This window comes from Variovorax sp. J31P207, assembly GCF_030316965.1.
Taxonomy (GTDB): Bacteria; Pseudomonadota; Gammaproteobacteria; order Burkholderiales; family Burkholderiaceae_C; genus Variovorax; species Variovorax ginsengisoli_B.
This window is the reverse complement of the sequence record NZ_JASZYN010000025.1, coordinates 17,297-31,370: the sequence shown is the minus strand read 5'-3', so window position 1 is coordinate 31,370 and position 14,074 is coordinate 17,297. Positions and strand designations below refer to the sequence as shown.

General features: G+C 62.9%; 13 protein-coding genes and 1 pseudogene. 9 read left to right on the top strand and 5 right to left on the bottom strand.

Annotation, left to right across the window (positions count from 1 at the left end):
* Positions 1-48 precede the first annotated feature (48 nt).
* A complete protein-coding gene (locus tag QTI68_RS38865) occupies positions 49-324 on the bottom strand; it encodes a hypothetical protein (RefSeq protein ID WP_286529652.1) in 276 nt (91 codons plus the stop codon).
* A 97-nt stretch (positions 325-421) separates the two neighbouring features.
* On the opposite strand from QTI68_RS38865, the gene QTI68_RS38860 reads away from it, so the two are divergent.
* From QTI68_RS38860 to QTI68_RS38850, 3 genes are all read left to right on the top strand, one after another.
* Positions 422-580, top strand: a complete 159-nt coding sequence (locus QTI68_RS38860; RefSeq protein WP_286529651.1) for a hypothetical protein — start codon at positions 422-424, stop codon at positions 578-580.
* An 18-nt stretch (positions 581-598) separates the two neighbouring features.
* On the top strand, positions 599-2,341 hold the full coding sequence (locus QTI68_RS38855; protein WP_286529650.1) for a SagB/ThcOx family dehydrogenase: 1,743 nt from the start codon (positions 599-601) through the stop codon (positions 2,339-2,341).
* Positions 2,342-2,893: 552 nt separating this feature from the next.
* Complete coding sequence (locus tag QTI68_RS38850; protein ID WP_286529649.1) at positions 2,894-3,106, top strand: hypothetical protein; 213 nt, start codon at positions 2,894-2,896, stop codon at positions 3,104-3,106.
* Between the two features lie 47 nt (positions 3,107-3,153).
* Here the strand turns inward: QTI68_RS38850 and QTI68_RS40290 are convergent, their stop codons facing one another.
* Complete coding sequence (locus QTI68_RS40290; RefSeq protein ID WP_353506475.1) at positions 3,154-3,522, bottom strand: AMP-binding protein; 369 nt, start codon at positions 3,520-3,522, stop codon at positions 3,154-3,156.
* 60 nt (positions 3,523-3,582) lie between these two features.
* Between QTI68_RS40290 and QTI68_RS38840 the strand changes: the two genes are divergently transcribed.
* From QTI68_RS38840 to QTI68_RS38815, 6 genes and pseudogenes are all read left to right on the top strand, one after another.
* A complete protein-coding gene (locus tag QTI68_RS38840) occupies positions 3,583-4,689 on the top strand; it encodes a DUF3667 domain-containing protein (RefSeq protein ID WP_286529647.1) in 1,107 nt (368 codons plus the stop codon).
* Positions 4,690-4,878: 189 nt separating this feature from the next.
* Positions 4,879-5,088 (top strand): DUF4287 domain-containing protein, encoded by a 210-nt coding sequence (locus tag QTI68_RS38835; RefSeq protein ID WP_286529646.1) that lies wholly within the window; start codon positions 4,879-4,881, stop codon positions 5,086-5,088.
* A gap of 996 nt (positions 5,089-6,084) precedes the next feature.
* Entirely contained in the window at positions 6,085-9,873 is a 3,789-nt protein-coding gene (locus tag QTI68_RS38830) for a pilus assembly protein (RefSeq protein ID WP_286529645.1), read from the top strand.
* Between the two features lie 51 nt (positions 9,874-9,924).
* The gene (locus QTI68_RS38825) at positions 9,925-10,128 is read left to right on the top strand and encodes a hypothetical protein (protein WP_286529644.1); all 204 of its coding nucleotides are present in this window, start codon (positions 9,925-9,927) and stop codon (positions 10,126-10,128) included.
* 277 nt (positions 10,129-10,405) lie between these two features.
* Positions 10,406-10,537, top strand: a pseudogene (locus tag QTI68_RS38820) (tyrosine-type recombinase/integrase); the annotation flags it as partial.
* A 790-nt stretch (positions 10,538-11,327) separates the two neighbouring features.
* A complete protein-coding gene (locus QTI68_RS38815; protein ID WP_286529643.1) occupies positions 11,328-11,528 on the top strand; it encodes a hypothetical protein in 201 nt (66 codons plus the stop codon).
* 255 nt (positions 11,529-11,783) lie between these two features.
* Here QTI68_RS38815 and QTI68_RS38810 read toward each other — a convergent pair whose 3' ends face one another.
* From QTI68_RS38810 to QTI68_RS38800, 3 genes are read right to left on the bottom strand one after another with little or no spacing between them, the layout of a single operon-like run.
* Positions 11,784-12,860 (bottom strand): maleylacetate reductase, encoded by a 1,077-nt coding sequence (locus QTI68_RS38810; protein ID WP_286529642.1) that lies wholly within the window; start codon positions 12,858-12,860, stop codon positions 11,784-11,786.
* Entirely contained in the window at positions 12,857-13,195 is a 339-nt protein-coding gene (locus QTI68_RS38805) for a Dabb family protein (protein ID WP_286529641.1), read from the bottom strand. The genes QTI68_RS38810 and QTI68_RS38805 overlap by 4 nt, the downstream gene beginning before the upstream one ends.
* A 7-nt stretch (positions 13,196-13,202) precedes the next feature.
* Complete coding sequence (locus QTI68_RS38800) at positions 13,203-14,036, bottom strand: intradiol ring-cleavage dioxygenase (RefSeq protein WP_286529640.1); 834 nt, start codon at positions 14,034-14,036, stop codon at positions 13,203-13,205.
* Between the last annotated feature and the right edge of the window lie 38 nt (positions 14,037-14,074).

Sequence of the window (14,074 nt, the reverse complement as noted above, 5' to 3'; positions counted from 1 at the left end):
CCCCTCAGGATCCTCACGTTGGATTCGAAGGCTTGCCAGATGCGGGGCTCAGCGCGAGAGGTTGACCTTCGCCAGGTCGAGCAGTTCGGCGCCGCGGCCGTCCAGCACGGCCTTCATCATGAAGACGCCAAAGTGCAGGGCGTGGTCCAGCGCCGTGTTGGGCGGCATCACCAGATCCTGGCGCGCGCTGACGACGTCGACCAGCACCGGCCCCGGATGCGCCAGCGCCTCGCGCAGCGCGCCTTCGAGGTCCTGCGGCTTCTCGACCCCGATGCCCTTGCGGTCGGTCCCTGGAACTCCTGCAAGTGCGCAGAAAACGTGCAAGAGTCGGAGCCGAGGTGGCCGAAGGGAGACCAGAGCGTGTAGCCGGCATGCAATGGATGACCCTCGGTGGCCTGCCAGCTTGGCCAGGAGCAACGTGTTGGAAAAAGCATTCGGTCTCACCATCCCACGCACGCTCGACGATGTCTGCAATCCCAGGGAGATGGCGCAACGGAGCGTTCTGATGTTTCCAATCAGCGTCAGCTTCAACCTGATGTTATCTTCGTTCACGCAGCAGTTGAGCAAACCGCTCGGTTGACACCAAACGGAGACCCTGATGGACGCTGCCGACAAGCTCGAAGTAGTCCTGCGCTATCACGAACGCACCAAGCACCAGTTCCACCGCTATGCACGCTCTGCTGGCGCCCTGGATTGGGCGAATCAACCCAACCCGTTCCGTCGTTACGAGGGGGCGCTGCTCACACAGTTGCCCATCCTTGGCGCGGACGAAGAGCCAATGTCGCCTCGCTACGAAGCTATGTATCGGCGGGGCGCGGTGCCGAGCGCGCCGCTCACGATTCGCTCACTATCGCGGTTGTTCGAGTACGCGCTGGCGCTGTCGGCCTGGAAGCAGGCGGGTGGCACGCGCTGGGCACTGCGCAGTAACCCTTCGAGCGGCAACCTGCATCCCACCGAGGGCTACCTGCTGATCGGCGTGTTTCCCGGGCTGGCGCTCGCGCCCGGCCTGTACCACTACGCGCCGAGAGAACACGGCCTTGAACGACGTGCGAATGGCTCCGCCGAGTGGTTCGCGCAGTTGATGCGGGAGTTTCCCCCACAGGCCTTTCTGGTCGGTTTCTCGTCCATCCACTGGCGCGAAGCGTGGAAGTACGGCGAGCGCGCGTTCCGCTATTGTCAGCACGACGCGGGCCATGCCATCGGCACGCTTCGCATCGCCGCCGCGACCCTGGGATGGAGCGCTGTCGTGTTGCACGGCCTAGCCGATGAAACCATCGAAGCCTTGCTGGGGCTGAACCGCGACGAGGACTTCGCAGGCGCCGAGCGCGAACAACCGGAACTCGTCATGCTCGTCTGGCCGAACGACTCCGCAAGGCCGTGGTGTGCAGGCGCGCAGCGCGCGGTGCCGCTCAGCCTGGATCCGCTGGTGGTGGGCCAGCTCACGAAGCAAGTCTGGTGCGGAACTGCGAACCGGCTCAGCCGCGACGACCCCGTCGCCTGGACCGTCATCGACGAGGTGGTGCTCGCCTCACGCAAACCGCTGGGGCAGCGAGATGCCCTGGAGCTGTTCGACGCGCCTGCCCCAACGCATCGAACCGCAGCGTTCCCAGACGGGCCGTCGGCCGGGCGGATCATCCGCCAGCGGCGCAGCCTCCTGGCCTGCGATGGCCAGACCTCGATCACGGCCGAGCGCTTTTACGCCATGCTCGCACGCGTGATGCCACGCGTGGAACTGGAAGCGAACAGGCGGCCATTACCCTGGGATGCCATTGCCTGGGAGCCGCGCATCCACCTCGCCTTGTTCGTTCATCGGGTGGACGGACTCGACTCGGGGCTGTACGTACTCGTCCGCGTCCCGGCCAAGCTGGACAAGCTGAAGCGCGCTATGCATCAGCGCTTCGACTGGTCCGAGCCCCCCGGATGCCCGGTGGACCTTCCCCTTCGCAGGCTGGAAAGCGGCGATGCGAGGCAGCTTGCGACGCAAGTGAGCTGCTTTCAGGACATCGCGGGCGATGGGGTCTTTTCGCTCGGCATGATCGCCGAGTATCGAGACGCCTTGTTCACGCACGGGCCCTGGTTCTATCGCCAGCTCTTTTGGGAAACCGGGGTGGTCGGGCAGGTGTTGTATTTGGAGGCCGAAGCGGCAGGCGTAGGCGCCACGGGCATCGGCTGTTTCTTCGACGATCCGGTGCACCGGGTGTTCGGTTTCAGCAACCTGGAGTTCCAGTCGCTCTATCACTTCACGATCGGCGGCCCGGTGGTGGACAGCCGACTTACCACGCTGGCGCCCTATGGTGAGCGTGAGGAAGACGGGTTGAAGCGTCGTGCAGACCGCGGGTGACGCAACGAGCGCGGAGGTCGCGGGGCAAGCATTGCCCGGCGGGTGGTCGTCGGGTTGGACGAAGCATTGGCCTGCGATCGCCGCGCGAAGAACGACGACGATCGAATGGTGACCTACGAAGAAACCCGCCGCGAGGCGGGTTTCAGGGCAATGCGGGAGGAAGGGGCGAACCCCTTGGAGCAAAGCTCCCGTGGCGGGATGAGCCACTGTGTCCACCGTTGCATCACAAACGTATGATCGGCCCCTGCACAGGAAGTTCCGGGCCATTTCACCGTCAGTGTGGACTGGGGTTTCAGGCCGAGGCGCACTTGTCCAAAATGTAGGTCACGCGCTTGAAGCCCGCCGCAATGCGCCGAATTGAAGTGGCCGTCGACATCCAAGGCAATCGAAAGGCCATGCCAGGATTGGCGACGCGGTTGTCATGGCCGGGAAACGCTCTGCGCAGGCGTACAGTCGCGCATCAGCATGTCGAATCGGTGCGCACTCGGCTACTGATGGCGGCGTTCCCCGCCCATCGCGGTATGCACCAATCATCTTCCCCGGAGGGTGTCTATGAGCGAAAGAAGAACCGCAATCGACGAAGCACGCTTTGCGCAAGCGGTGCAGCTCGTTGTCGCAGCCGTATCCGCCAATTCGCTGAGCAGCGATCGGAGCTTTGATGCGCAAACTCACCAGGACGTCCTTCGAGTGGCGCTGATTCGCACGTACCAGACGCTTGGGGACGCGCGTGACGAAATTGAGGGTCATGTGCGCAGTCCGGATTGACCTGTCCAGTGCCGGCGAGCGCTCAGGTTGTTGCTACCAAACCATCATCAGCAGCCCATTAGGATGCAGACCGGGGACATCGCCCCCAATCGCGTGGGACGAGGCTCCGTCGAAGATACCCGTGTTCGCGCCAAGCGGATCGCCGATGGGCCCATCATCGCGATCGGAAAGGCCAGCAGGTTCGGCATCATCACGCCAATGCGGTCGCGGCGCTTTGTGCTCAGGCGTTTCTGAAGGTAGGCGGCAAAGGCGCGCGAGTGGCGGTTGCAGTCGGCAAAGCTGAGCGCTTGGCCGAAGCCGTGGAAGGCGGTCTTGTCGGCGAGCGTTGCATCGCGTCTTCGAAGAGATGGACGACGGAGGCGTAGCGGTTCGGGTCGATCTCTGCGGGAATGCGGGTGTCGTAGCTGGCGAGCCAGGGTTTGCTGGAAGTCATGGGGTCGGGATGTCTCTTGAGTCTCTTGAATTGGATTGCGATCTTGTCACTCGGCCTGCAGCGAGGGGTCTGCTTCGCCGACAAACACCTTCATCACCAGGCGCTAAGGCGGATAGAACAGGCCGATCGGGAAGAAGCGATGCCGCTTGAAGACGGTCTTGGCATGCGACAGCTCGCGAAAGCCCTCTTCGCCGTGGTAGTTGCCCGACCCGCGAAAGCAGTGACCGAAGGCAGAATGCGCAGCAGCGGACCGAGAACTCCCAGCCTCCAGACCGGACGCTGGACCACAGTGGAGGCAATCGCCATGGTCGACATCGCGCACTGGACATGTCCGACCTGCAAGGTGATCGTGACAACGCCGTTCTGTGCGCGATGTGGCGAAGAACCGATCGCGCCACGTACACTCACTCTGCGCGGACTGGTAGAAAAGGTAATCCACGCCCTGACCAGCATAGATGCCCGTGCAGCTCGATCAGCCCGAACCCTGTTACGGCACCCCGGTGAACTCACGCTGGCGTGGACAAGTGGTGTCCGCAAGCCATACGTGGCGCCTTTTCAGCTGTTTCTGATCGCCAACGTCCTGTTCTTTGCCCTGCAGTCGGCCACCGGCGAAAACGTCTTCAGCTCTTCACTCGACTCTCATCTTCACCATCAGGATTGGAGCGAACTGGCTCAGTCGTTCCTGTCGCAACGACTGGTTGCAACCAACATGACCGTTGAGCAGTACGAGCCGCTGTTCAACAGTGCCGTGGTGATGAACGCCAAGTCGCTCATCCTGCTGATGACGTTGCCGTTCGCCTTGCTATTGCCTCTCGCTTTCCTGCGCGAGCATCGACCTTTCATGACACACGTGGTCTTCTCGCTGCATCTCTACACGTTCCTGTTGCTGCTGTTCTGCGCGGCGCTGCTGTTGGCCAAGCTCAGCGCCTTGCTAGGTCTCGGTGGCCTGGATGCACCAATGGTCGACAACGTGCTCAGCATGGCAATTCTCATGATGTGCGCGCTGTACATCTACCTGGCAATCGGTCCGGTGTACGGAGCGATGGGAGCGCGCCGGACCGTCAAGGCGATTGTGCTGGCGTTGGCAGCCGCGGCGATCGTTCTAGGCTATCGGTTTGCGCTCTTCTTCATTACCCTGTTTGCAAGCTGACTGGTCCGTTAGATGTCTGCTGCAACTGAGCCGGGCGGACCGCTTTGGGTTCGAAGCGCCTCGGTCTTTGCCGGCTACAGTCGGCCAGGATCGGATCCGGTTGGGGCTCTGAATCTCGCTTGATGCCGCAACGGAAAATGGCCCTCGCGGTCTGAACTACCAGCACTCTCACCTCACAAGGAGACCTCTATGACGGATACAAACAAGGTAAAGGGACCTGCCTCATACTTTCCTTCAATCGAGAAGACTTACGCCAAGCCGGTCGCGCATTGGATGGATGTTCTTCAGAATGCGGATTCCCAGAAGCACATGGAACTTGTGAACTGGCTCAAGACCCAGCATCAGATCGGGCACGGCCACGCGAACGCCTTGGTCGCAGCGTTTCTGGCGAAGAAGTAGCAAGCTACACAGGTGCCAGCTGGAAGGTATTCGGGCGCATTCCATGGGTCGCTTCGAGCGACCGCTATCGGACAACGCGCATGACTGCTACGGGCCCTCCCCTGCCCTCCACCAGCGCCCGTCGTATGGCTGCTGCGCAGCGATTGCTGTCCTCCCCTTCCGCAGGGCGAACTCGCGCTGTGACGCCGATTCCGGTCACCCAGGTGCCAAGAGGATCCCGGGACCAACGACCGGTTCCAAGGTATTTCAGACATCGCCCATGCTCCTCCCCTCACGGGTGCACCAAGCCAATTTCGAAGCCCGATCGAACGACCGCTATTCACGTCGCCGAAGTGGTAGTCCGGGCCCAGAGCGGGCATCCGACTGCCGAGATGGGTCGCCGCGAAGCAGTCGCTCGCGCGGGCCATCGAGCGCAGCGCGTCCTCTCGATAGTGGATGAACCGCCCCGCGCCGCGGATCACACTTCTCGCGCAGCAGCACCTGCAGCGTCATGACCACGAAGTCCCACGAACCCGCCACCGGCATGGTGGGCCGCTGTTGATTCCAGTTCTACAGGAGGACGCGCGTGGCGATGTTCTCTTTGGTCTGGTCAGGCTTGGACATGGGGCTGCGGGCAATCAGTTCGACGCGCACCGAGCGCGTCTGATCGGGCATCAAACGCGAGTGTTCCGGTGCTCTTCGAGTACAGCGGCCCGGGCTCGCTCACGCTCTTCGGGCGGAGAACGGGACGCCGCTATCACTTCCCGAGCGGTGGCGCGCAGGTATACGTCGATGGACGGGACGCGCCCGTCTTCGAGGTCACGCGAGGACTCGCTGTCGTCCGGCGCGGGGCGTAGGCCGACGACGGCGTCAAGCCACGACGCCTCCCTAGGTTTGAGGATTCCGAAGAGCACGTGACACCACAAACGGTTCAGACTGCACCATTGCCGCGCTGGAGAGATTGGCGGTTCGCACATGCGAGTCCGGTCCAGCCATCGCACACCGAAGGAGATCGCCATGGTGAAGAACCGCAAGGAGCAGCAACCGCCTCCTCAGCCCAAGCAGCCGGAACCCGATGGCGGACCGCTGGAGCGTACGCGCGCCTTCCTCGACGAGCGGCGAACTCCGCTGCGCAAGAAGACCGACCCGGCGCCGCCGACCCCGGGAGAACTCCCTCCCTCGGGAAGAAGCGCGCCGCCGCACCGCAAGGACGAGGCGGACGACGCAGACGACGCGCCGCGAGCGCAGCCCCGGACGGACGATCGCAGCGCGCCGCTTGGAAACCGGCAGCGGATGATCGACGCGTATCGGAAACGGCAGAAGCAAAAACCCAAGCCACGGCCGCACGCTGCGGTGGGTGCGGGAAGTCTGCTGCCACCCGAACCGCCGGCACCGCCGCCGGCCAACAACTGGGTTCCGATCGGCCCCTCGGGTCTGCGTCAGGGACAAGGTCACGTCAAACCGGCAACAAGCGGTCGCACGCCTGCCATTGCGCCCATCGCGGCCGGCAATCGCGCCTACGTCGGCGCCGCCAATGGCGGCGTGTGGAGCACCCATGATGGCGGTGCCTCGTGGCGCTCGCTGATGGATGCGTTCGATCTCAATCCCACTCAGAGCCAGGCCGACAGCTTGTCCGTCGGCGCGCTTGCGGTGGTTGCCGGTGCCACCGCCGACCTCGATCGAATCTATGTCGGCTCCGGTGAAGGGCCGGGCGGCGCCTACTTCGGCGTCGGCCCCATCGTCTCTATCGACGGCGGACAGAACTGGGTCACAGAAGCGGTGGCCCCCGGCAGCCCCAGCCTTGCCGGAAGCGCGTTCTATGCGCTGGCGGTCGACCCGGGCGACACGAATCGCGTCGTGGCCGCCACGCGCCAGGGACTGTTCCGGCGCGAGCCAAACGCGGCTGGTGCCTTTCATTGGGCACGGAAGGCACCCCCCACGCCCGGTTCCGCTTGGGCCACCAGCGTGGTCGCCGCGCGCACGGGTGTTACCACCACGTTCTATGCCGCCTTCTGGTTCGGCCCGGTGTATTCATCGGCGGATGGCCACACCTGGGCCGCCGTGGGAACAGGCTTTCCGGCCGCCGCCGGAGTGGGCCGCATCAGCCTCGCGGTGCAATCTGACAACCCCGCCGTCGTGTACGCGTTCTCCTCCGAAGGGAACGTGTATCGGCTCGATACCGCCGTAGGCACCTGGCGCCAGGTGACGGGGCTTCCGGCGCCTGTCGATCTGGTTCGCAACCAGGGCACGTACGACCTGGCCATTGCCGTGGCACCCGACAACGTCAATCGCATCTACCTCGGAGGTGCCACCGTCTTCTCCGGGGTGGATTGGTCAGGTGCCTTGTATCGCAGCGACATCACCGTCACGGCCGCCAGCGTGACGGCTGCCAACACCTTGATCGGCAACTCGGTCCATGCCGATATTCACACCATCGTATTCACACCGGGCAGCTCATCGCAAATGTGGGTCGGCTGCGACGGCGGCGTCTATCGCACCGACGATGCGACGGCCAGCGGCGACATCTTCACCTCGGTGAACAAGGGCCTGCAAACGCTGACCATGAACTACCTCGGCCAGCATCCGACGGAGGACGCGGTGCTCTTCTGCGGAACGCAGGACAACGGCGGCGACCGCTTCACCGGCGAGGAAGCCTGGCTCTACACATCGGGCGGAGACAGCGGCTACTTCGTCGTCAACTGGAACGATCCCTATCGTGTCGCAGACACCTATGTCCGCGGCGCGGTCCGGCGCAGCACCACCGGCGGCACGCGTTACAGCTACGGGAATGTGCCCGTGCCGCTCGCGATGGGCGAAGACGTTCTGTTCTATGCCCCGCTCGTCGGCACTCCAGCCAACCCAGGCGCGCCCGGCGAGGCGGACATCCTCGCGTTCGGCTCGATTCGCCCGTGGATCAGCACGACCTTCGGCGGGGCATGGGAGTCGATCCCGAACAACACGCTGGTCGGTGACCAGCTCGACGGCAACATCAAATCGATGATCTTCGCGTCCGCGATCAAGCTCTATGTGGGGACCGTGGCAGGTGGTGTCTATCGCTTCGACAAGTCCGGCGCGGCGTGGACACGGACACAACTCGACACGGTGGGCGGCGCCAACAGCCTGCCGCTCGCGGGCGTGGTCAGCGCCATCGCCGTGGATGCCGCCGACGGCACGGGGAGCTCGATCTACATCACGTTCGGAGGCAGCGGCGACTACCGGCACGTCTGGCATTTCAACGGAATGTCATGGCAACAGCGCAGCGGGCCGGCCGCTGGCGCAGCGGATGCGCTGCTGGACATCCAGCACAACGCCATCGTGGTTGATCCCGCGGCGCCAGCCCAGTTGTACGCGGGTGCCGACATCGGCATCTGGCGCTCGATCGACAGCGGCGCGACGTGGCAGGTGTTTTCCGACGGCCTGCCCGACGCGGCGGTGCTGGATCTGAGACTGCACAACCCGCGCCGTCTGTTGCGTGCCAGCACGCACGGCCGTGGCGCCTACGAACGCACGCTCGATGCGCTGCCAAAACAAGGCGTCGAACTCTACGTGCGCGACACGCAACTCGATCAGGGTCGCTTTGCGACGATCAATTTCCTTCCCGATCCGGTGAATCAGGGCGATCAGGTGGCCCATTGGCGGGGCCCGGACATCAAGGTCGACACGCCAGACGTCAACGGCCAATATCAGTTCCCGTTGGGCGCGACGATCAATTTCTTCGATTTTGTCGATACGCTCAACGATGACGCGCACAACGTCGCGACCCATGCGACTTCGACCATCACGACGCGCGTGTACGTGCAGGTTCACAACCGCGGCGTGGTCCCGGCCGACAACGTGCGCGTGATGTGCCTGTTGGCGAACGCCTCGGCGGCATTGCCGGCCCTGCCCGCGAACTACCAAACGAAAGTACAGGGCGGCATGCCGATCAACAATGCCAACTGGCAGACCATCGGCATCGTCGACGTGAACGACGTGCGGGTCGGCTTCCCGAAAATCGCAGCCTTCGATCTCAACTCGAACAAGCTGCCGCCGCCCGCGAATCTGGCCGGAAACAACCATCATTGTGTGCTGGCGTTGGTTCACCACGCTCTCGATCCCTACACGTCGATCAACACGAATACCGACCAAAACTCCCTGCAGGAGCGCAAGGCCGCGCACAAGAATCTCACCGTGGTCCAGTTCACGGGCACGCCGCCTGCGGCACCGCCGGTCGTCGTTCCATTCCGGATTCATGCGACGACGAGCAAGGACAAGGTCCGTTCCGATCTCGTGATCGACCTTCACGGCTACCGGGGGCGGGTCCGGTTGTTCCTGCCCAAGCTCAGTACCGAGGGCGACCTCGAGAACCTGTCCGAGGGCCTCATCCTCGGCCGTGACTTCGGCGATTTCAAGCGATGGGCCTCCGCGCAGAAGGTGGCCATTGCGAAGAGCATGAAAAGCAAGAAGGGCTACCACAAGGTCTGGTCGAAGCAGCGTCTGGCCGACATCACCAAGGCCGTGGAGCATGGCGTGATGTTCGTCGCGGGCGGCCTCAAGAATGTCGCGCTGCGACGCATCCAACTCAAGCCCGGCACTCATCAAACGCTGTTTCTGATGCTCGACCGGCCCGCTAACGGACGCATCGGCGAGGCTTTCGAACTCACCATCGCGCAGCAAGACGCCGAGGGTCGAAACGTGCAGGGTGGGTTGGATGTCCGGGTCGAGCTTCAGCCGAAACCGGGCACGAAGCCGGCACGGGCAGTGAAGCGGCCGGCGGTACTCGAGGAACAGAATCGCCACAGACCCGCCAGAACCTTTCGGGCTTGACCGCCCTTGTTCGCACTTCGACTCATCCCGAATTCCCCGGAGGAAGATGACATGTACACGCTCATCCACAACCTGACCGCCAGCCAGCTCTTCAAACGCCAGTTGCCCGTATTCCTGGTGGCGTTCGTCATTGCCGAGTTGTTCTACAAGTTCCACAGCTTCACGCTCGAATGTGCCGCGTTTCTCGCCACTTGGTACGTGCTCGGCGCCATCGAGCAAAAGCTGGTGCCCGACAAGACGCCTCCGCGCCGATGACCAACTGGCGCAGCCCTTCATGGCCTGGAGTTGGCTGAAGGCGCAGTCGTCCCGTCACTCCTTGGACACCATCTCTTCCAGCCCATCGAACACCGACCCACTCGACCCCTCTCCTCGCGCGGTCATCACCCGGCGTTCCAACCACAGCACGACACGCCCGTCGACCCAGCGCGTTCGTTGGAACGTACGCACGACGACCGCGCCGGCGCGTGGCACTGCTTCCTCGTTGATGAAGTACGGCGCAGGCTCGTCGATGATCCTGCCGAGCGGCCTCCCCGGCTACGACATCCGGACTGTGCAGGACCTTCTCGGGCATGCGGATGTGGTCACGACCATGATTTACACCCATGTGATGAAGGTCGGCGGCGGCGCGGTGCGCAGCCCGATGGATTCGATGGGGCCGGATTGACGCCAGATCCGAGCCGCACTGGCCTGCCGTAAAGCCGACAGTCGTCAATGTCTGGCTATGGCCGGGACTGCCCGTTCGCCAAGCTCGCTGATAGCGGTCCCTGGCAAACGAGCGGGCACGCCGAAGGTCCGCTGCCAAGCACCGCCGCGAACTGGTGCTCGCGGCCAAGACCGGACGGTCGGCCGTACCTCAGAATTCGTCAGATAGCTGACGTTCGCCGTGCGGTCATGCCGTGACGAGCCAGGCGATGAGCGCTAGGCCAATGATTGCGAGCCAAGGACTGACGCGCCGAGGCCACGCCGAGCGAAGATACCGGACCTCGTTTTCAGTAAACAGGTGCTGGCAGTTCGGGCACCTCACCTGCGTCGCCATGTCGGGGATTGCAGGGGCAGCCATGAGTGTTGAAACAGCGACCTTGGCCCAGTTGTCGCCGCTACCCCCATCTGGGAATTTGAAGTCGCACTTGGGGCACTGCAGAGTCGGCACATGCGCCTCCGTACGGAACATCGACAAGACCTATTCTGGCACCTCCTCTGAGAACGTCAACGACCGGAAGACACCGTAGGAAAGTCCAGCACGAGACCCATTGGAGCGGAACGTCAGGCCGCTTGAGCCCGCGAGCGGTAGGTCCAGACTGACCCGCTCAGGGCCCGACCTCCGGGGCGGTGACGGGCAACAGTCATCCAAGACCCAGCGTCCGGCCCACTCCCTCATCAGTTCGGCCACTTTCTCTGCCACGCGTCCACTTCTTCACGACGCAAGATGGTCCTACGGGCGCAAACTGAGCCCCATGCTCAGGGTTCTCTTTCTCATTCTTGCTGTCTTCATGCCGATTGGCTTGGTCTACGCGTTCGGCGCGTGGAGCTTGCTCGTGCTGTTCGGAGCAGGAGTCGCGACGCTGTTGCTATCGACCAGGAAAGCTCAAGGCGCTGAGGCGACTCAAGGCGGCAATCTCACCGGATATCACACCACAACATCGGCGAACTTCTAGGCTCCGCCCGCGGAGCGAGGAGCCCCCTTGTGAAGCGTGCTGGGACGGGCAGGATGCGGCCAAAAGCAGCCAGTCACGCGCGCTGCAGAGTTCGTGCGATAGCAGTCGTTCGTTGTCCCGACGGTGGAGCGCCAATCACCCTGGTATCGCGCGCAATGGTCACAGTGCTCTGATTCAAGGTTCTGTCTCCTCATTTGTTGTTCTCTGCGGGTGGCCCATGCGTCGCCACCTAGTAGTGAGCTCAGAAGGGATTCGTCATTGCGCCGGCCGAGCTCCGTCATAGGCGTCCTGGAGCAACTGCCGAATCGCTGGCCGTTCAGCAGGTCCGAAGGGACGTGGATTCCAATAGGGGGCAGCCACGACTACGTCCGCAGCTCGGTCCAGGTCTGCCTCCTTCATGCCAATGTCGCGCAATGAGAACGGGGCTCCGTTGGCGCGGGCGAGGTCATAGAGGCCGCTCGCGGCGGCTACGCCGTCCCTACCGAGCGCCCGTTCAATGCGCGCCATCGCATCCGGTGCGGCCTGTGCGTTGAAGCGAATGGCGTGCGGCAGAATAACCGTGTGCACCTCCGCATGTGAAAGATTGAAGCTTCCTCCCAACGTGTGGCACAGCTTGTGATGCAGCGCCATGCCAACGTTCCCCAGGACGCTTCCACACAGCCACGCGCCATATAGCGCATCACCGCGTGCATCGACATCGTCAGCGCGCTCACGCAGGGCCGGGAGCGCGCGGGCAATGGCGCGGATACCTTCCTCTGCCATCAGGCCCATGACTGGATTGCTGTCGCGAGCGTAGAGGCCCTCGGCTGCATGCGCGATTGCGTTCATGCCGCTCGTGACCGACAACGAGACGGGAAGCGTCAGGGTCAGTTCAGGGTCGTAGATGACCGTCCGCGGCAGCACGCGAGAATCGCGGCCGGTCTTCTTGAGACCGCCCTCGGTTATGCCATAGATGGGCGTCATCTCACTGCCCGCGTAGGTCGTAGGAATCGCAAGGATGGGCATCCCGGATTCCATGGCGATGGCCTTGCCGAGTCCCGTCGTCGAACCACCACCGATTGCGATGGCGCAATCGGCGCCGATTCTGCGAGCCTCCTCGCGTGCTTCTCGTGCTGATTCAATCGGCACGTGCATCACTGCGCGCGGAAAGATGCCCGCAACGCGGCTTCCCAGGCGGTTGGCCACCATCTGCGCCTGGTGCTTCTGCTCCGGCGTCGACAGCACGAGCGCTCGATGCGCCCCTAGAAGGTCAATCTCCCGTTCAAGGTGTGCGATTGAGCCGGGTCCAAACACGACTCGCGACGGTTGACCGTTGTAGACAAATTCCTTCATGTCGTCGCCGCTCCGGCCATAGCGTCACGCGCGTCTAGCACCTCGTAGTCAACCTGGTGCCTGGCAATCCTGATTCCAGATAGTTCGTCGCGCACACGCAGGTGTGCAGGATGGGTCGAGTAGCCTTCCAGTGCTTCCCACGACTCGAACTCGCTGTTCAACACTACGTCGCATGCATAGTCGACCTTGCTCAAATCAACGCCAATCTCCAGGGATATCAGCCCGGGGATACTGTTCTTCAGTCCCAGGAAGCAGTCCCGAACCAACTGGATGTTGCGCTGCTTCTCCACCGCGATGGTGCCAACGACACTCCACATAACAATGTGCTTGACCATTGCGCGACTACTTTGAGTTTGGGTTGAGCACGAAGTCGTACTCGACGAGGTAGGTTCCATCGGACTGCTTCTTCCAGTCCGCAATCAACGACTGCCGAACGCCGAATACGGCATCTGAGTCGAGGTAGGCATCGTCACTGCGGAATACGTGCGTAATCAACGTCTCGTAGCCCTCGGCCTTGATAAGGAAATGAAGGTGTGCGGGGCGCCAGGGATGGCGGCCGAGCGATTCCAGCAAGTCGCCAACCGGACCATCGTGCGGGATTGCGTAGGGCACTGCGAGGATGGAGAGGAAGTGGTAGCGCCCCTTGTAGTCGGAGTGCAGGATGCCCCGGGCCTGGGCGCCGTCAATCTCGGCATGTTGCACGTCGTAGAGCCCATCCTCGTCGGACTGCCAGACGTCGATGAGAGCATTGGCGACGGGGTGACCGTCAAGGCCGCGCACGGTACCGCGAACAAGACAGGGGATGCCGCGAGCGCCGTTGGAGATGTCCACGCCGAGCTCGTACTCGGGAGCTCCTTCGACGTGGAATGGGCCAAAGACGGTCGCTTCAGTACAACCCGTTGGCTTGTCGTTGTTCTGAGCAACGGTGAGCATCGAGAGACCGAGCACGTCCGACAGGAGAATGAATTCCTGTCGCTTGTCGTCGGTGATGTGGCCGCATCGCGTCAAGAACTCAATGCCCTTGAACCACTCCTCTTCAGTCAGTTCAACCTCGCGTGCGAACGCGTGCAGGTGTTTCACGAGGCTTGTCATGACTTGCTTCAGCCGCGGGCTTGTGCATTCGGCATGCCGTGCCAGCACGGCTTCCGTGATAGTGTTTTGGTTCAAGTTGCGCATAGGCTCTCCAGATTTTGATGATGCTTGTCACTTGCCTT

Excerpts from the sequence above, each read along its gene's own strand:
- QTI68_RS38835 (WP_286529646.1), top strand. The coding sequence starts at position 4,879 with ATGACGGATACAAACAAGGTAAAGGGACCTGCCTCATACTTTCCTTCA.
- QTI68_RS38805 (WP_286529641.1), bottom strand. The coding sequence starts at position 13,195 with ATGGTCAAGCACATTGTTATGTGGAGTGTCGTTGGCACCATCGCGGTG.
- QTI68_RS38815 (WP_286529643.1), top strand. The coding sequence starts at position 11,328 with ATGCTCAGGGTTCTCTTTCTCATTCTTGCTGTCTTCATGCCGATTGGC.
- QTI68_RS38825 (WP_286529644.1), top strand. The coding sequence starts at position 9,925 with ATGTACACGCTCATCCACAACCTGACCGCCAGCCAGCTCTTCAAACGC.
- QTI68_RS38800 (WP_286529640.1), bottom strand. The coding sequence starts at position 14,036 with ATGCGCAACTTGAACCAAAACACTATCACGGAAGCCGTGCTGGCACGG.
- QTI68_RS38830 (WP_286529645.1), top strand. The coding sequence starts at position 6,085 with ATGGTGAAGAACCGCAAGGAGCAGCAACCGCCTCCTCAGCCCAAGCAG.
- QTI68_RS38810 (WP_286529642.1), bottom strand. The coding sequence starts at position 12,860 with ATGAAGGAATTTGTCTACAACGGTCAACCGTCGCGAGTCGTGTTTGGA.
- QTI68_RS38850 (WP_286529649.1), top strand. The coding sequence starts at position 2,894 with ATGAGCGAAAGAAGAACCGCAATCGACGAAGCACGCTTTGCGCAAGCG.
- QTI68_RS38855 (WP_286529650.1), top strand. The coding sequence starts at position 599 with ATGGACGCTGCCGACAAGCTCGAAGTAGTCCTGCGCTATCACGAACGC.